Origin of the sequence: Pseudonocardia phyllosphaerae, from assembly GCF_046546475.1 — a bacterium.
Lineage (GTDB): Bacteria > Actinomycetota > Actinomycetes > Mycobacteriales > Pseudonocardiaceae > Pseudonocardia > Pseudonocardia phyllosphaerae.
In genome coordinates this window covers 590,096-607,635 of the sequence record NZ_JBKGXS010000002.1, presented here as the reverse complement: position 1 = coordinate 607,635, position 17,540 = coordinate 590,096, and the positions used below count along the sequence as shown (strand labels likewise).

At 72.2% G+C, this 17,540-nt stretch carries 18 protein-coding genes; 17 read left to right on the top strand and 1 reads right to left on the bottom strand.

The genetic code is table 11. The annotated features are described in order from the left end of the window. Window positions 1–20 precede the first annotated feature (20 nt). The 7 genes from ACLE50_RS08145 (at window position 21) to ACLE50_RS08115 (ending at window position 6,710) form a co-directional block, all read left to right on the top strand. Window positions 21–1,319: an MFS transporter gene (locus ACLE50_RS08145; protein ID WP_410942795.1), complete on the top strand. Its 1,299-nt coding sequence runs from the start codon at window positions 21–23 to the stop codon at window positions 1,317–1,319. Between the two features lie 31 nt (window positions 1,320–1,350). Next, the gene (locus ACLE50_RS08140; protein WP_410942794.1) at window positions 1,351–2,157 is read left to right on the top strand and encodes a 5-oxoprolinase subunit PxpA; all 807 of its coding nucleotides are present in this window, start codon (window positions 1,351–1,353) and stop codon (window positions 2,155–2,157) included. A 44-nt stretch (window positions 2,158–2,201) separates the two neighbouring features. Then, complete coding sequence (locus tag ACLE50_RS08135) at window positions 2,202–2,942, top strand: carboxyltransferase domain-containing protein (RefSeq protein WP_410942793.1); 741 nt, start codon at window positions 2,202–2,204, stop codon at window positions 2,940–2,942. Next, the gene (locus ACLE50_RS08130) at window positions 2,939–3,931 is read left to right on the top strand and encodes a 5-oxoprolinase subunit C family protein (RefSeq protein ID WP_410942792.1); all 993 of its coding nucleotides are present in this window, start codon (window positions 2,939–2,941) and stop codon (window positions 3,929–3,931) included. The genes ACLE50_RS08135 and ACLE50_RS08130 overlap by 4 nt, the downstream gene beginning before the upstream one ends. 50 nt (window positions 3,932–3,981) lie before the next feature. Further along, window positions 3,982–4,764, top strand: a complete 783-nt coding sequence (locus tag ACLE50_RS08125; protein WP_410942791.1) for an SDR family oxidoreductase — start codon at window positions 3,982–3,984, stop codon at window positions 4,762–4,764. A 39-nt stretch (window positions 4,765–4,803) separates the two neighbouring features. After that, window positions 4,804–5,985 carry a pyridoxal phosphate-dependent aminotransferase gene (locus ACLE50_RS08120; RefSeq protein ID WP_410942790.1) on the top strand — a complete coding sequence of 394 codons (1,182 nt, stop codon included), beginning with the start codon at window positions 4,804–4,806 and terminating at the stop codon, window positions 5,983–5,985. A 143-nt stretch (window positions 5,986–6,128) separates the two neighbouring features. Then, the gene (locus tag ACLE50_RS08115) at window positions 6,129–6,710 is read left to right on the top strand and encodes a TetR/AcrR family transcriptional regulator (protein WP_410942789.1); all 582 of its coding nucleotides are present in this window, start codon (window positions 6,129–6,131) and stop codon (window positions 6,708–6,710) included. A 126-nt stretch (window positions 6,711–6,836) separates the two neighbouring features. Here the strand turns inward: ACLE50_RS08115 and ACLE50_RS08110 are convergent, their stop codons facing one another. Then, entirely contained in the window at window positions 6,837–7,121 is a 285-nt protein-coding gene (locus ACLE50_RS08110; protein ID WP_410942788.1) for a 2Fe-2S iron-sulfur cluster-binding protein, read from the bottom strand. Between the two features lie 70 nt (window positions 7,122–7,191). Here ACLE50_RS08110 and ACLE50_RS08105 point away from each other — a divergent pair, with 70 nt between their 5' ends. The 10 genes from ACLE50_RS08105 to ACLE50_RS08060 all read left to right on the top strand — a co-directional run bounded on the left by ACLE50_RS08105 (window position 7,192) and on the right by ACLE50_RS08060 (window position 17,536). Next, a complete protein-coding gene (locus ACLE50_RS08105) occupies window positions 7,192–7,398 on the top strand; it encodes a hypothetical protein (protein ID WP_410942787.1) in 207 nt (68 codons plus the stop codon). 10 nt (window positions 7,399–7,408) lie between these two features. Beyond that, entirely contained in the window at window positions 7,409–7,564 is a 156-nt protein-coding gene (locus ACLE50_RS08100; RefSeq protein WP_410942786.1) for a hypothetical protein, read from the top strand. A gap of 56 nt (window positions 7,565–7,620) precedes the next feature. Continuing rightward, window positions 7,621–8,547, top strand: a complete 927-nt coding sequence (locus ACLE50_RS08095) for a LysR family transcriptional regulator (RefSeq protein ID WP_410942785.1) — start codon at window positions 7,621–7,623, stop codon at window positions 8,545–8,547. 146 nt (window positions 8,548–8,693) lie between these two features. Then, a complete protein-coding gene (locus ACLE50_RS08090; protein WP_410942784.1) occupies window positions 8,694–9,995 on the top strand; it encodes an MFS transporter in 1,302 nt (433 codons plus the stop codon). 111 nt (window positions 9,996–10,106) lie between these two features. Beyond that, window positions 10,107–11,873 carry a choice-of-anchor M domain-containing protein gene (locus ACLE50_RS08085; protein WP_410942783.1) on the top strand — a complete coding sequence of 589 codons (1,767 nt, stop codon included), beginning with the start codon at window positions 10,107–10,109 and terminating at the stop codon, window positions 11,871–11,873. Window positions 11,874–11,971: 98 nt separating this feature from the next. Beyond that, window positions 11,972–13,528 (top strand): anchored repeat ABC transporter, substrate-binding protein, encoded by a 1,557-nt coding sequence (locus tag ACLE50_RS08080; protein ID WP_410942782.1) that lies wholly within the window; start codon window positions 11,972–11,974, stop codon window positions 13,526–13,528. Then, entirely contained in the window at window positions 13,525–14,289 is a 765-nt protein-coding gene (locus ACLE50_RS08075; protein ID WP_410942781.1) for a choice-of-anchor M domain-containing protein, read from the top strand. Before ACLE50_RS08080 ends, ACLE50_RS08075 begins: the two co-directional genes overlap by 4 nt. Further along, on the top strand, window positions 14,286–15,044 hold the full coding sequence (locus ACLE50_RS08070) for an anchored repeat-type ABC transporter ATP-binding subunit (RefSeq protein ID WP_410942780.1): 759 nt from the start codon (window positions 14,286–14,288) through the stop codon (window positions 15,042–15,044). Before ACLE50_RS08075 ends, ACLE50_RS08070 begins: the two co-directional genes overlap by 4 nt. Further along, entirely contained in the window at window positions 15,041–15,928 is an 888-nt protein-coding gene (locus ACLE50_RS08065; RefSeq protein WP_410942779.1) for an anchored repeat-type ABC transporter permease subunit, read from the top strand. Before ACLE50_RS08070 ends, ACLE50_RS08065 begins: the two co-directional genes overlap by 4 nt. 45 nt (window positions 15,929–15,973) lie before the next feature. Next, window positions 15,974–17,536 (top strand): amidase, encoded by a 1,563-nt coding sequence (locus ACLE50_RS08060; protein WP_410942778.1) that lies wholly within the window; start codon window positions 15,974–15,976, stop codon window positions 17,534–17,536. Window positions 17,537–17,540: the final 4 nt, after the last annotated feature.

Here is a 17,540-nt window from a genome sequence, read left to right as displayed (position 1 = left end):
TCGACGCGGGTAGTACCGGCGTGACCAGGCCCGACGAGGGGACGGTCCGCCGGGCTACCGTCGCCGGCGCCATCGGTTCCTTCGTGGAGTGGTACGACTACGGCATCTACGGCCTGCTGGTCACCTACCTGGCGGTGAACCTCGCCGGTGGAGCCGAGGCCGGCAGTCTGTTCCTGGCCAATGTCGGCTTCCTGGTCAGCTTCGTGGCCCGGCCCTTCGGCGGGCTCATCTGCGGATACCTCGGTGACCGGCTCGGCCGCCGCACCCTGCTGGCGATCCTGCTGCTGCTGATCTCGACGTCCACCGCGGCGATCGGCCTGCTGCCCTCGACCGAGACCATCGGGATCGCGGCGCCGATCCTGCTGCTCGCGCTGCGGGTGCTGCAGGGCTTCTCCGCCGGTGGAGAGGTCGCCGGCGCGATGTCGTTCGTCGGTGAGTACGCCCCCGACGGCGAACGGAACTTCCGGATGAGCTTCGTCGCCGTCGGCTCGTTCGTGGCGCTGATGTTCGGCAGTGCGTTCTCCGCGTTCCTGATCGTGGTGCTCGGTGACGAGACGATGACCTCGTGGGCCTGGCGCGTCCCGTTCCTGCTCGCTGTGCCACTGGGCTACATCGGCTTCTACATCCGCCGCCGGCTCGAGGAGACCCCGGTCTTCCAGGCCGCCCGCGAGCAGAACACGACCTTGACCAACCCGTTGCGGGAGGCGTTCACCTCCCGGCGCCACCTGCTGGCGATCCTGCTGACGGTGTTCCTGCCCGCACTCAATGGTCCCGGCTACTACCTGCTGTTCACCTACATGCCGACGTACTTGAAGACCTCGCTCGGCGACGGGGTGAACTTCACGATGCTGCAGGCTCTCCTGGTCACCGCGATCAGCCTGGTGGCGATCATCATCTGCATCCCACTCGCCGCCCGGGTCTCGGACCGGCTCGGTCGCAAGCCCGTGCTCTACGCGTCCGCGATCGCCAGCGGCGTGCTCGCCTACCCGATGTTCCTGCTCATCGCGAGCGGGCAGTTCGTGCTCGCCGCGATCGGCGCCACGGTCATGGCGATCGCGTTCTCCGGGCACGCAGCGACCATCCACACCGTCCTCGCGGAGATGTTCCCGACCAGCGTGCGCTACTCGGCCTACAGCATCGGCTTCAGCATCTCGACGATCATCTTCGGCGGCAGTGCGCCGCTGGTCATGACCGCCCTGATCGGGTCCACCGGCTCCAACCTGATCCCCGCCTACGCCGCCATCGTGGCAGCGCTCATCACGCTGGTGGCACTGTCGTTCGTTCGCGAGACCAAGGGCCGCCCGCTCGAGGTCAGCTGAGCCCGATTCCACACCCCGCGAGGAGAGATCCATGGCACCACCCACGGTGGCCGTCGTCGCCGACCTCGGCGAGAGCTTCGGCAACTACACGATCGGCGACGACGAAGCGCTCTACAGCAACGTCACCTCGTCCAACATCGCCTGCGGTTTCCATGGCGGAGACCCGCGCGTCATCGATCGCACGGTCGCCGAGTGCGTGGCCCGCGGCATCGAGCTGGGGGCACACCCCGGCTACCCCGACCTCGTCGGATTCGGACGCCGACTCATCGAGGCGACCGAGGAGGAGATCCGCACCGACGTGCTCTACCAGATCGGTGCCCTCGACGCGTTCGCCCGAGCCCACGGCGGCACGATCAGCCACGTCGCTCCCCACGGCCGGATGGGCTCGATCGCCCAGACCGACCGGGTGCACGCCCGGGCGATCACCGACGCCGTCGCGGCCTACGACCGCGACTACATCGTCGTGTGCCAACGCGGCGTGCTCGCCGAGGAGGCCCGCAAGCGCGACCTGAAGGTCGGCTACGTGTTCCTGGCCGACCGCGGCTACGGCGCCGACGGTATGCCTGTCGCACGCTCGCACCCCGGCGGTCTGATCCACGACCCGGAACTGGTCGGGCGCCGCGCGGTGCAGGTGGTCACCCAGGGCACGGTCACCTCGGTCGATGGCGAGGACGTCCCACTCGGGCACGACGCCGACGTGCTGCTGCTGCACGGCGACCACCCACTGGTGCTCGACAACGGCCGTGCGCTGCGCGCTGCACTCGACGCTGCCGGCGTACGCGCAGCCGGGCTGGTCGAGGTGCTCGCGAACAAGACGCAACCAGCGCTCGAGGGCTGAGTACCAACGAGCGACGCAGCAGCGGCGGACGACGAGAGGGCGAGATGACAACGGGTGCCCAGACGGGGCCGGTCCCCACCGTGAGCGTCCGTCCTTACGGGGACGCGGCGGTCATGGTGGAACCGTCGGACCCGGACCCGGCCGCGCGCAGGACCACGGTCCGCCGGCTCCGGGAACTCCTGCTGTCCCGGCGCCCGGTCGGCGTGCTCGACATCGTCGCCGGTCTGGAATCTCTGCTGATCGGCTTCGACCCGCTGATGACCGGCCCCGAACACATGGGCTGGGCCGTACGACTGCTCGCCGAGACCGGCCACGACACCATCGCCCCCACACAGACACCGCGAGAGTTCGTGATCCCGATGGTGTTCGGCGGTTCGGCCGGTCCCGACCTCGACGAGGTGGCCGAGGAGCTCGGCCTCACCAACGACGACCTCGTCGCGGCCGTGACCGGGTCGCGGTTCACGATCGCGCTGCTCGCAGCAGCGATGGCCCCGATGATGGACGGACTGCAGGTGCCCCGCCCGATCCGGCGGCGCGCAGAGCCGCGCACCGACGTCGCACCGGGAGCCGTCATGGTCGCCGGGACCGGTGCGGTGATCCAACCCTTCCCGGGGCCGTCGGGATGGCGAGTGATCGGGGCGACACCGCACACGATCGTCGACATCACCCGCGCCGACCCCGCCGCCTTCACCCCCGGCGACACCGCACGATTCGAGCCGCTCGACACCACCGGCGCGGCCGCGCTCGCCGGCACCTTCCTGCTGCCCGAGGGAGCCACACGGTGATCACCGTCGCGCTCGAGGTGACCGGATCCGGCTGGGCCACCACCCATCAGGACCTGGGACGCCGCGACTCCGAACGCCTCGGCGTCCCCACCGGCGGGGCCGCCGACCAGCAGTCGGCAGCCGTGGCAAACCTGCTCGTGGGCAACCCCCGTGGGGCGCCGCTACTGGAGACACTCGGCCCGGGACTGGCGGTGGTCCCCGAACGGGAAGTGCTGGTCGCACTGACCGGCGCCGACGCCACCGTCACCGTCGGCGGTGTGCCGACACGCTGCCGCACCCCCGTACTGGTCCCCGCCGGCCACGAGCTTCGTGTGCATGCACTGCACCATGGCACCCGGACCTACCTCGCGATCCACGGCCGGATCGAGGCCCCGCGCTTCCTCGGCAGCGTCGCACCGGACGCCCGGATGGGATTCGGCCAGGTCCTCGCCTCGGGTGACGAAGTACGGGTCCAGTCGGCATGGACCGGATTCCGCCACGGCCACTTCGGGCAGATCCTGCTGCGGCCACCGGTCCCGACGCCGGCCCCCGCCGGAACGCCGATCGACGTCGTCGCGGTCGACGACGTGCCGGTACCCGGTCTGCGCGAGCTGGTAGCGGATTCGGCCTACATCGTGACGCCCCGCTCGAATCATGTCGGCCTGCGCCTCGAGGGACCGGTCAAACATCCCGACGACGACACGGAAGTCGTCTCGCACGGCGTACCCATCGGAGCCCTCGAGATCCCCCACGTCGACGAGCTCATCGTGCTGGGCCGCTACCGCACCCTGACCGCTGGATACCCGATCGTGGGGGTCGCCACCCGGGCCAGTCTGCCCCTGCTCGGCCAAGCCGGCCCGGGACAGACACTGCGGTTCCGCTGGGTCGACAGGGCCACCGCCGTGCACCGCGCAGCCGAGCAGGAGACCGGCCTGCGAGCTCTGGAACGCGCTGCGGCCGACGCCTGGGCCGCACTCGGCCTGCCCGGCCCTTGTCACCACAGCTATTGAGAACGTAGTCTCAATTGCGAAGATATTCGTATTTTGGAGGAGGAGGAGTAGTGGGCACCCTCTCCGGGCGCACGGCGCTGGTTACCGGCGCGGGTAGCGGAATGGGTCGCGAGACCGCACGGCTGCTGGCCGCCGAGGGCGCCGCCGTCGTGCTCGTCGGGCGCCGCCCGGAACCGATCGAGGCCGCCGCCGAGCAGATCCGCGCGGCCGGCGGAACGGCCTCGGCGGTCGCGATCGACATCACCGACCACGTCGCGCTGACCACGACGCTCGCGCGCGTACGCGCCGAACACGGCCCGATCGACATCGTGGTCAACAACGCCGGCAGCGCATCGACCGTGCTGAACCCGCAGTACCTGCCACACGAGGAATGGCGCGAAGTCCTCGACGTCAACCTCGATGCGGTGTTCCGGCTCTGTCAGGCAGTGCTGCCCGACATGCTCGATCGCGGCACCGGCACCATCGTCACCGTCTCCTCTCTGGCCGCGGTCAACCCCAACCTGCTCGGCGGTGCCGCCTACGGCGCGGCCAAGGCCGGAGTCCGCAACTTCATGACCTTCCTGCACAACACCTTCCGCAACGATGGCCTACGCGCGATCACCGTCCTGCCGGGCGAGGCGGACACCCCCATCCTCGACAACCGCGCCCGGCCCCCGGAACCGCAGGAGCGAGCCGCGATGGTCCAGCCCGAGGACGTCGCCGAGGCCATCCGGCTCGCAGTGGTGCTGCCGCAACGAGTCGTGCTGCAGGAGATCGTCGTCGCCCCGACCCGCCAACGCGACACCGCCACCGACCTCGAGATCAGCCGCGGAGTGGGCGCACCGACCTCGTGACCACCCATCCCTGAGCACCCCGACCCGGGAGACCCGAGCATGTCGACCAGTACCGCTTCGTCCACCGCCCCGTCGTTCGCCGACGCCCCCTCCGACGCCGTCAACCGCATCGCGGCCGCCTCGCGCCGCGTGCAGCAACCCCAGTCCTCGGGCGACCTGGTCTCGCTCGCGATGGGCGAACCCGACTTCGACACCCCCGCCGCGGTCGTCAGTGCCGCCGAACAGGCACTACGCACCGGACGCACCCACTACTCCCCGCTGCTGGGCGAACCCGCGCTGCGCGAGGAACTGGCCCGCCGCATCGGAGCACGCACCCACATCGAGGCCTCCCCGGCCGACGTCCTGATCACACACGGTGGCACCGCCGGTCTGGGCGCGGCACTGCTGTCGCTGGTCAACCCCGGCGACCGGGTCGTCTTCCCGGACCCGACCTACTCCCTCTACGCCGACCTGGTCAGCATGGCCGGCGGTGTCCCGGTTCCGGTGCCGCTGGGCCCGGACCTGCACTGGGACCTCGACCGGCTCGCCGCGGCATTGCCCGGAGCCACGGTGTTCGTGTTCTGCAACCCGAGCAACCCCACCGGCATCGTGCACACCCGTGCCGAGCTGGAGGCGCTGTCACAGATGCTCGAGGGCACCGAGACCGTCGTCGTGTCCGACGAGGCCTACGCCGACCTGACCTGGACCCCGGAACCGTTCACCTCAGCGGTCGAGGTGTCCGGCCTGCGCGAGCGCACGCTCTACTGCCAGACCTTCTCCAAGACCTACGCCATGACCGGATGGCGTGTCGGTTACCTCTGGGGTCCACAGCCACTGATCGCAGCAGCCGCCCGGATCCACAACACCGTCAACGGATCGATGAACACCGCGGTACAGGACGCGGCACTGGCCGCCCTGCACGGAGCGGACGACGACGTCGCAGCCATGCGCGCGGCCTACGTCCGCCGCCGCGAGATCATGTCCGACGGCCTGGCTGCGATCGACGGACTGACCCTGAGCGTGCCCGAAGGTGCGTTCTACCTGTTCCCGCGCTACGACCTCGACCTCCCCTCGGCCCAGGTCGTGACACAGCTGCGTGAGCGTGGCGTCGCGGTCCGCCCAGGATCCGAGTTCGGTGAGCACGGCGAGTTCCACCTGCGACTGTCCTACGCCGCCGCCGATGACGCGATCCGCGCCGGGGTGCAGCGACTCGCCGACGGGCTCGCCGACCTGCGCCGGTGACCCACTCACAGCCTCCCGCTGGTGGCCGGGCGGCCCGCCCGGCCACCAGCGGGCGCCGGTACCGTGGCGAACCAGGCGGCCGCAGCGTCCCGTCCGGGGTGCGCGCCGACAACACAGGTCAGGGACGGGGGGCACGGCGCGGCGTGCGCAGCGACACCGAACGCAACCGGCGACGGCTCATCGAAGCCGCGGCAGACCTGGCCGGCGAACGCGGCACCGCCGTGAAGATGACCGAGGTGGCCGAACGCGCCGAAGTCGCCGTGGCCACCGCCTATCGACACTTCGCCTCCGTCGACGACATCCTCGCCGTCTACCGGTTCGATGTCGGGCTACGCCTGCTGACCTTCAGCCGCCGCAGCGACCTCACCGGCCTGAGATTGCTCGAGGCAGTGTGCGCGGAGTGGGTGCGCCTGGTCGTGGTGCACGGCCGCTCCATGGTGCACACCCGCTCGGCCGAGGGCTACCTGGCCCGCCTGCGCGCAGGGGCACGTCACATCGCGGTCCAGGTCGAAGCGGTACAGCAGCCCATCGCCGCCGCCGCGGCGGAGCTGGGGCTCCCCGAGCCAGGCGAGCAAGGGGCGTTCTTGTGGAACATCCTGTTCGACCCCCGCGAGATCTTCGATCTGCTCGACACGGTCGGACTGACCCAGGCACAAGTGAGTCGACGACTCTTCGCCGCGTTCTGCGGCAGCCTGCGCGGCTGGCTGAACGAGTCTGCCGGCTGAGCACCGATGTCGGCCCTAGGTCGACCGGCGCCGCATGGACACCCCGATCGGTAGGGGACGTGCGCCGCGGCGAGGACGGCACGCTGACCGTCGCCGCGCACCGGGCATCTGACAGGACTGGGCAGCTCAGAGCCCGAGGACCAGTCTCGGGCAGCCGTGCTCGGCGCGGGAGACGCACGGGAAGATCGCGGTGTTCGCGGCCCGCTCCTCGTCGTCGAGGATGGAGTCGCGGTGCTCGGCCCGCCCGGCCAGCAGCGGTACCTCGCAGGCGCCGCACTCGCCGCGGCGGCAGGACCAGTCCGGGCTCAGCCCGGCGTTCTCGACGGCGGTCAGGATGCTCTCACCGGCGCCGACAGTGACCGTGGTGCCGCTCGTGGCGCACTCGACCTCGAACGGTTCGTCGGTGCTCACGGGGTCCTCTGCACAGGCATCGTCGGCGATCCTGCCTTGCCGGCCTCTGCAGCGAGATGGCGAGGCCCGGGTGATCCTCCGGCAGAACAAGGCAGTCGCCGCCCTGGTCGACATGGAAAGCATGGACCGGCTGCAGCGCCTCGAGGAGCTGGAGGACGATCTGCGGCTTCTGAGTATTGCGCTGGTCCGCGCGGCTGCCGACAGCGGTCGGCGGTTCTCGCTCGACGACGTCCTCGCCGAGGCGGGTATCGACCCCGACAGCCTGGACGCGGAGTAGACCCGTTCCGATGGGCACGGCGAAGGTCACCCTGAGCGAGGACGCCCGCGAGGACTTCCGGAAGCTGGATGGAGCAGCTCGGCGAATCGTCGCCAAGGGCCTGAAGAAGCTGGACGCGGCTGTCCGCGTCCCGGCTGCCGGTCTCGACGAGCTCTGGGATCCGTAGCCGCATCGAGTCGTGATTATCGAAGAGTTCAGCTCATCACCATGTACGTTCTTCGGATGATCGATCGACGGCTCCGGGTGCTGCAGGCGATCGCCCGGCACGGCACGGTCACCGCGGCCGCGCAGGTGTGCCGGATGACGCCGTCCGCGGCGTCGCACCAGATGCAGACGCTGGCCCGTGAGCTCGGGGTCGAGCTGCTCGAACCCGACGGCCGCCGCGTCCGGCTCACCCCGGCCGCGCGGACCGTGCTGGTGCACGGCGAGACGCTGATGGCGCAGTGGGAGCGGGCCCGCGCCGAGCTCGACGCGCACCGGCCCGGCGAGACGACCGGGTCGCTGCGGTTCTGCGCGTTCTCCACCGCCGCCGCGGCCGTCGTCCCGCAGACCCTGGCTCGGCTGCGTGAGTCGCACCCGGCGCTGACGCTGCACCTGCGCGAGACCGAGCCGGGTCGGGCGTTCGACCTGCTCGCCGCGGACGACGCCGACATCGCCGTGGTCGTGGCGACCGAGAGCATCCCGCCGGTCACCGACCCCGCCTTCGACCAGCGGGCCCTCTACGACGAGCCGCTCGACGTGCTCGTCGGCCCGGACCACCCGCTGATCGGCCGCGACGACATCACGCTCACCGACCTGGCCGGCGACCGGTGGATCTGCAGCAGCCCCGGCCGCGCCTACCACCAGCTCGTGATGCTCGCCTGCACCGGCGCCGGGTTCACCCCCGACATCGCCCACTACTCCGACGAGTGGGACACCGGCGCCGCACTCGTCGCGCTCGGCTTCGGCGTCGCCCTGGTGCCGCGGCTGGCCGACGTGCCCGCCCGGCACGACACCCGGCGGTTGCGGATCGGGCGCCCGCCGGTCCCGCAGCGCCGGGTGATCGCCGCGGTCCGCGACGGCGCCCAGCACCACCCCGCGGTCGCGGCCGGTCTCGACGCGCTGCGCGAGGTCTGCGGCACGCTCGCCGGCCGCCTGGAGAGCCCCTGACCCGTGTGCCCCGCACCACTCCGTTCGGTCCGAAGTGGTCGCCGCGCCCCGCCTGAGCAGCCAGGGAAGAATATGTAACAGCTCGCGATAATCATCGGAAACAACGTCCGCTGGATTCGTACGGTTGGCACCCGCACGGTGTCGACGTGTCCACGATCATTGCCCCGCGCCGCGTCCGCCGTCCCGCCTTGTCCAAGCACGCGTCGGCGCCGATCCTCGATCGGCCGGGGGACATGGCGTCGGCGCTGGCGCTGCTCGCGTTCGGCGCGAACATGGCGAGCCCGCTGTTCCCCGGCTACCAGCAGCAGCTCGGCTTCGGCGACCTCACGCTGACGCTGATCTACGCGACCTACGCCGCGGCGGCCGTCCCGGCGCTGCTGGTGCTCGGTCCGCTCGGTGACCGGCTCGGCCGCACCCGGCTCGTCCGCTGCGGCCTGCTGCTCGCCGCGGCCGGATCGCTGTGCTTCGCCGTCGGCGCGCACCCGGCCTGGCTGCTCGCCGGACGCGTGCTGCAGGGCGTCGCGCTGGGCGCGGCCACCGGGGCGGGCATGGCGGTGCTCGCGCAGGCGCGGATGACGACCCGCCGTCGACGGCTCGCGGCCGCCGGGGCGCTGGTGTTCCTGCTCGGCACCGCGGCCGGGCCGGGCGTGACCGGGCTGCTCGCCGCGGTGCTGCCCGCGCCGTACGCGAGCGTGCACCTGCTGCACGTGCTGGCCCTGGCCGTCGTGTTCCTGCGCCTCGGTCCGTCGGCCGCCCCTGCATCCGCAGCGGCGACGGCCACCGCGCCGACGGCACGGCGGACACCGGTGGTCTCGGTCGACCTGCCGCGCACCGGGCGGCCGGCGTTCGTCGCGGCGATGGCGGCCGGGTTCGTGTCCTGGGCGGTCGTCGGGCTGTTCCTCGGGCTGATCCCCAGTGCCCTGACCCGTGGCGGCTCCGGCGCCGGGGTGGCGGTGCTCGGCCTGGTCGCGGCGGTCGTCGTCGTGGCCGCGTTGCCGGCGCAGGCCGTACTGAGCCGCCTCGGTGCGGTGCGCGCCCAGCTCGCCGGGCTCGGCTGCCTGGTCACCGGCCTGCTGGTGCTGCTCGGGGCCGGACCGTCCGCGTCGGTGGTGGTGACGCTGTCCGCGGCCGTCGTCGCCGGGCTCGGGCACGGCCTCGCCTACGGCGGCGCGCACGGCGTCGTCCAGGGTGCGGCCGTGGGGGAGCGGGCCGCGGGGATCACCGCGACCGCCTACGTCGTCCACTACCTCGGCGCCGGGATCCCGACGATCGTCGTCGGGCTGCTGACGCTGGTCACGTCGCTGGGGGCGGCGACCACCGGGCTGGCGGCGTCGCTGACCGCGCTCGGGATCGCGGCCGCCGTGCTGGTCCGGTGGGCCGCCGGCGCCGCCCCACGACCACCGCGGGTCACGACGCATCACCCTCCGGCTGTGCACGAAACGCCATGAGCCGTACGTAGCGCGCGAACTGCATGAAAGAGGTGCGTCACAGCATCTTCCGGGCGAAGCGGCAAACGTGGTAACGATTCCTGTTTCCATTTGCCGTGACAGAGAGTTGCCATGTCGCCCACCACTGCCTCATCGGCCTCACCCGGTCGGGTCCTCCGCCTCGGCTCGGCCGTCGCCCTCACCGCGGTGCTCGGGCTGATCGCCCCCGCGACCGCCGCCGCGGCGCCACCCGCACCCCCGGCACCTCCCGCACCCGCCGCGACCGACGGTCGTCAGGTCGAGGGCGCCGGGCAGCACGTCGACGCCCTCTACCCGGTCATGGAGAACGGGAAGTTCACCCTGCGCACCGAGACCCCGCAGGGCGTCACCGACCCGGAGAAGGTCGTCCTGCACGTCCCGGAGACGCCGAGCTCGAAGGTCGACCTGCCGGCCGGCTACGAGTTCCTGGCCCCCGCGGGCAGCCCGGCCTGGATCACCTCGCAGACCCAGAACCCCGACGTCGTGTGGCCCGGCTGGTCCACCGAAGGCATCGGGAAGAAGGACATCAACGGCACCGTCGCGTTCGACCTCGACGGCTTCGCCTACGCGGGCCCGTCGAAGAACCCGCGTTTCGCCGTCACCGGCGCGGGCGGGCTCACCGGGGAGAAGACGAGCCGGCTGTTCGTCCCCGGCTCGCTGTTCACCGAGAAGAAGCTGGAGCCGGGCGGGCACGAGCACGCCAACTGGGTGTTCACCGCCCCGGGCACCTACGACATCTCCTTCACCGCCAAGGCCAAGCTGCCGGACGGGAAGCCGGTGTCGGACAAGGCGACCGTGCGGTTCGTCGTCGGGCCCACCGAGGGCGCGAGCGGCGCGACCAAGCCGGTCGCCACCCCGGCAGCGCACAAGCAGACCAAGGGCGTCGGGCTCACCCCGGACAAGGTCGACGGCGAGTACTTCGTCGGCCAGTCGATCATCGTCAACGCCGCGGGCACGGCCGTGCCGGACAACGCGAAGCTGCGCTGGTACCTCAAGCGCACCGTCGACCCGGACTTCGTCGTGCAGCCGGAGGAGACCGCCGCGGAGTACGAGGACAAGCCCGACCGCGACCTCGACGGCGCCCAGCTCTACGCCGAGGTCCTCGGCCCGAACGGCGCGCCGACCGCGAAGTCCGAGCCGCTGACGCTGCGGGTCGCGGCGAAGCCGCCGTCGACCACGATGACCGTCACACCGGACAAGCCGGCCTACAGGCCGGGTGAGACGGCGACGATCGCCTCCGCGCAGAACCCGCAGACCCCGGACGAGCACTACCACTGGTACCTGCGCAAGCGCGGCGAGAACAAGTTCACCTGGATCCCGGAGTCGCGTGACGTCGAGCAGAAGCTGCCGATCACGCCGGACATGGACGGCGCCGAGGTGACGGTGAAGCTGTTCAACGCCGACCACGCCTCGCTCGCGGAGTCCGCGCCGGCCACGCTGCACCTCGAGGGCGCACCGCCGCCCGAGGTCACCGTCTCCGGTGGCGACGACACCTACGACACCGGCGACACCCTGACCGCCACCGCGAACAGCGCCACCCCGCCGCCCGGCGGCTGGGCGTGGTCGGTGCGCAAGGCCTCGGAGACCCCGTTCGCGCCGATCCCGGGGGCGAACGGTCCGGAGCTGTCGACGCCGGTCGCGGCCGACTGGGGCGGCGCGGAGATCCGCGCCCAGGCCCTCGACGCCGCAGGCAAGCCGACCGGTGAGGCCACCGTGCCGTTCGTGAAGACCGCGGACTCGAACCCCGACCAGGCCTCGGCCGGAGGCTCGACGGGGACGGTCGTCGCCGTCGTCGTGGGGGTGCTGGTCGTCGCCGCGGCCGTCGCCGCCGCGGTCCTGCTGCGCCGCCGCCGCTCCTGAGCAGTCGCACGTCCGCCGCCGCGCGTCCGCCCCGCACCGGGGTGGGCGCGCGGCGGCGCGTCACCGACCGGATCATCTCCGGTCAGGAAAGGACACCGATGCCGGGACCTCTGTCCCCGCTCCGGCGGCCGGCGGCGCTGCTCGCCGTCGCCGCGCTCGGACTGGTCGCCTCCTGCGGGACCGCGACCCAGCCCGGCGCCGACCGTCCGCTGAAGGTCGTGACCACCACCGGGATCATCGCCGACCTCGTGCGCAACGTCGGCGGCGACCGTGTCGAGGTCAGCTCGCTGGTCCCGCCGGGCGCCGACCCGCACACCTACGAGCCGAGCCCGTCCGACGCCCGTCGCGTCGCCGAGGCCGACGTCACCTTCACCAACCACCTGCTGCTCGAGCCGCAGGCGCTGGTCACCGCGATCGACGCCAACTCTCGCGACGACGCCGCGAACGTCTCGCTCGCCGAGTCCTCCGAGACCTACGGCGCGCACGTCATCCCGCTGGTCGAGAACCTCGGGCTCGACGTGTTGTGGCTGGGTCTCCGGGTCCGCGGCGAGGGCCACGCGCTCGGCGCCGACCGGACGTCGCAGATCCGGATCGCGGCCACCGACGTGAAGGGGCCCGGCCGGTTCGCCGGGTACCTGACCGAGTCGCTCGGCGCACCGGAGATCTTCTTCGACTCCGGCGACGGCCTCGACGACCGCGACGCCACGACCGTCCCGCCGGCCGCGCACACCCACCTGAACTGGGCGTTCACGAAGCCCGGCGTCTACAAGGTGACGCTTGCATCGCAGCTGCGGAACCAGGGCGCACCGCCGAAGGAACTCGGGAAGCAGACCTTCACCTTCGCCGTCGGCGTCGACCCGGCGAAGGCGGTGCCGGGTGCGACCGTGCTGAACCGCGGTCACGCCGACCTGGCCACCGATCTCGACAAGGGCGGCCTCTACGCCTTCGCCGACGCCGAGGGCGGCACGAAGCAGACCGTGGTCCCCGCCGACAAGGCTGTGATCGAGGTGCCCGCCCGCGCCGCGGAGACCGTGCCGGACGACCCGCAGTTCGGGTTCCTCGGTGCCCCCGGGGCCAGGATCCTGCAGCTGCCGCAGGCGGTGCTCGGGCAACACGTGCACGGCGAGATCGACCCGCATCTGTGGCAGGACGTGCACAACGCCGACGCCTACGCCCAGGTCATCCGGGACACGTTGTCGCGCACCGACCCGGACGGGGCGAGCTACTACTCCGACCGCACCCGGGCCTACGGCACGCAGCTCGACGACCTCGACCGCTACGTCCGCGACCGGGTCGCCACGATCCCCGCGGACCGGCGCCGGCTGGTCACCACGCACGACGCGTTCGGCTACTTCGCCGACGCCTACGGCCTGACCGTCGGCGGCTTCGTGGTGCCGAACCCGGCCCAGGAACCCAGCGTCGACGACGTCCGCAAGCTCAGCACCACCATCCACGACCTGCACGTGCCCGCGGTCTTCCTGGAGTCGAACCTGATCCAGCGGGCCTCGGTGCTGCGCCAGGTCGCGAGCGACCAGGGCGCCCGGATCTGCACCGTCTACGGCGACGCCTTCGACGACCACGTGCAGACCTACGCGGACATGATGCGGCACAACGCCGACGAGATCACCCGATGCCTCGGGGGTGCAGCGCGATGAGGCGGATCCTCGCGGTCCTCGCGACCGCAGGCGTGCTCGTGGCCGGAGCCACCCCGGCGTACGCGGAGACCGATACCGATGACCGCACGGTCATCTCCCAGGGCCACGTCGACCTCGCCCCGCGGGTCGTCGACGGCGCCTGGCGGCTGCAGATCGAGGACGGCTCGGCGGACCCGCCTGCCTGGCACGACGCCGACCACGTCGTCCTGCAGGCCCGCGACACCGCGCGGACCGCGGTGCCGGCCGACCCGCGGTTCGGCTTCCTCGGCACGCCCGGCTCGCCGGTCTGGCTGCTCCCGCAGTCCCAGCAGTCCGGCATCGTCTGGCCGGGCTGGAACACCCAGGACCCGGGCGTCGCCGCGGCCGGGCACGACGTCACCTGGCGGGTGCTCGACGTCGACGGGCCGGGGGAGTTCACGCTGTTCGTCAGCGGCAACTTCGGCACCCCGCGGGTGCTGTTCGACGGCCGGGAGGAGCTGCCCCAGGAGCTCGACGTCGAGCCGGGCACGCACGCGCACGGCAACTGGGCGTTCTCCGAGCCCGGCGACTACCGGATCGACGTCGAGATGGCCCCGGTCGACGGGTCGTCGCCGGGGGCGCGCTCGACGCTGCGGGTGCACGTCGGCGACGACGACCCCACCAGCGCCTTCGACGACGGTCTCCCGACCTGGGCGATCGTGGTCGCCGTGGTGGTCGTGCTCGCCGCCGCGGTCGTCGCCGTGCTGCTGGTCCGCCGCCGCCGGGCAGGAGGGACCTCGTGAGCACGGTGCTGCAGGTGCGTGACCTGACCGTCGAGCTCGGCGGTCGCGAGGTGCTGCACGACGTCGAGCTGACCGTCGGCGACGGCGAGACCGTCGGCCTGATCGGGCCCAACGGCGCGGGCAAGACCACGCTGCTGCGGTCGGTGCTCGGCCTGGTCGCGCCCACTCGCGGGTCGGTCGTGATCGACGGAGCCGACCCGGGGCGTCGTCGCGGGACGGTCGGCTACGTCCCGCAGCGCCACGAGTTCTCCTGGGACTATCCGATCTCGGTGCGCGCCGCGGTGCTGTCCGGGACGGTGCACCGCCGCCGGTGGCTGCGCCGCGCCTCGGCCGACGACCGGGCCGCCGTCGCCGAGGCGCTGGAGCGCGTCGCGATGACCCCGCTGGCGAACCGGCCGGTGGGGGAGCTCTCCGGCGGGCAGCGCCAGCGGGTGCTCGTCGCCCGGGCGCTGGCGCTGCGGCCCCGGTTGCTGCTGCTCGACGAGCCGTTCACCGGCCTCGACGTACCCACCCAGGAGATGCTCACCGACCTCTTCGGACGGTTGCGGGGCGAGGGGAACGCGCTGGTCACGACCACGCACGACCTGGCCGCCGCGAGCGAGATGTGCACCCGGTTGTGCCTGCTCAACCGCACCGTCGTCGCCGACGCCCCGCCGGACGGGCTCACCGACCCCGAGATCTGGCTGCGCGCGTTCGGCGTCACCCGGTCCCAGCAGCTGCTGCGGACCCTGAGCGACCCGGGAGAGTCTCGGTGAACGACCTGTTCGACGTCGTGCTCGGGCCGTGGGAGTTCGACTTCTGGCGCCGCGCCCTGCTCGTCGCGCTGCTGTCCGGGCTGGTCTGCGGGGTGGTCGGCTGCCACGTCGTGCTGCGCGGCATGGCCTTCATCGGCGACGCCGTCTCGCACTCGGTGTTTCCCGGCATCGCCATCGCGTTCGCGCTCGGCCTGGACCTCACGATCGGCGGCGCCGTCGCCGGGATCGCGACGGCGCTGGTCGTCGCGGTGTTCGCCCGCAACCGGCGCCTCGGCGAGGACTCGGTGATCGGGGTGTTCTTCGCCGCCGCGTTCGGCCTCGGGATCGTGGTGCTCAGTGCGACGCCCGGCTACGGCGGCTCGCTGGAGTCGTTCCTGTTCGGCTCGATCCTGGGCATCTCCGACGGCGACCTCGCCGGTGTCGTGGTGATCGGTGCGCTGGTGCTCGCCGCGGCCGCGGTGCTGCACCCGCGCCTGGTCGCGGTCGGGCTCGACCCGGAGACCGCGTCGGCATCCGGGCTGCCGGTGTTCCGGCTCAACACCGCGCTGTACGTGCTGGTCACCCTGGCGATCGTGATGTCACTGCAGGCGGTGGGGAACATCCTGGTGCTCGCCCTGCTGATCACTCCCGCGGCGACGGCACGGCTGCTGACCGACCGGCTCGAGACGATGATGCTGCTCGCGCCGGCGATCGGGGCGCTCGGCTCGGTCGTCGGGCTGTACCTGTCGTTCGCCTTCGACCTCGCCGCCGGTGGGCTGATCGTGCTGGTCCTGACCGCGGTGTTCGTCGTCTGCTGGCTGGGTGCGCCGAAGCACGGCGTCCTGGCGCGGCGGCGATCTCGTTACGGTCATGTCAACTCGTCAAGCATTGTTGACATGAATTAGGCGCGGCTTCTAGCTTTCCTCCCATCCCGGATGTGAGGAGCACCGATGCCCGTCCCCGATCCGACCGACCGGCCCGTCCCGGCACCCGACGCCGAGCGGCTCGCGGCCCTGAACGAGCACTACGCCTTCGGCCTCTCCGAGAGCGAGATCGACGAGTTCGCCGGACCGGTCGCGGCCACCTTCGCCGCGTCCGAGCGCGTCGCCGAGCTGTACCGGGCCACCGCGCCCGAGACCCCGGACCGCGCCTGGGCGGAGCCCACCGAGAACCCGCTCGGCGGCTGGTACGTGACCACCTCGGTCCCCGGCGCCGCCGACGGGCCGCTGGCCGGGCGCACGGTGGCGCTGAAGGACAACATCTCCCTGGCCGGGGTCCCGATGACCAACGGCTCGGCGACCGTCGAGGGGTTCGTCCCCCGGCGCGACGCCACCGTCGCCACCCGGGTGCTCGACGCAGGCGCGACGATCACCGGCAAGGCCGTCTGCGAGGACCTCTGCTTCTCCGGGGCCAGCTTCACCTCCCGGCCCGCGCCGGTGCGCAACCCGTGGGACACCGGCCGGGTCTCCGGCGGCTCGTCCAGCGGCGCCGGTGCACTCGTCGCCTCCGGTGCGGTCGACATGGCCGTCGGCGGCGACCAGGGCGGGTCCATCCGGATCCCCAGCGCGTTCTGCGGGGCGGTGGGGCACAAGCCCACCCACGGGCTGGTGCCCTACACCGGCGCGTTCCCGATCGAGGCGACCATCGACCACCTCGGCCCGATCACCCGCACCGTGTCCGACGCGGCGCTGCTGCTCGGCGTGCTCGCCGGTGTCGACGGGCTCGACGCCCGCCAGCCCACCGGGACCGAGCCGGTCGACTACCTCGCGGCGCTGGACGGGTCCGCGCGCGGGCTGCGGGTCGGCGTCGTCGCCGAGGGGTTCGGCCGCCCGGAGAGCGACCCCGCCGTGGACGACGCGGTGCGCGCCGCGATCGGTGTCCTGCAGGACGCGGGCCTGCCCGCCGAGCAGGTGTCGATCCCGTGGCACCTCGACGGCCTCGCCGTCTGGAACGTGATCGCCACCGAGGGCGCGGCCGTCCAGATGCTCGACGGCAACGCCTACGGCATGAACTACCAGGGGCTCTACGACCCCGAGCTCATCACCCACTACGCCCGGCAGCGGGTCGAGCGCGGCGCCGAGCTGTCCAAGACCGTCAAGCTCGTCGGGCTGTCCGGCCGCCACACCTTCGAGCACGCCGGCGGCGCCTACTACGCGATGGCCCGCAACCTCGCCTACGAGCTGCGTGCCGCCTACGACCAGGCGCTGAGCAGCTACGACGTGCTGGTCATGCCCACCCTGCCCTACACCGCGCCGGAGCTGGTCGGTCTCGACGCCCCGCTGGAGACCTACCTGCCCACCGCGCTCGGCATGATCGGCAACTGCGCGCCGTTCGACGTCAGCGGCCACCCGGCGTGCACCGTCCCGGCCGGCCTCGTCAGCGGTCTGCCGACCGGCCTGATGATCGCCGGCCGTCGCTTCGACGACGCCACCGTGCTGCGTGTCGCGCACGCGTTCGAACAGGCCGTCGGCGGCTTCCCGGCCCCGCCGGTGCTCGCCGCGACCACCGGCTGAGCAG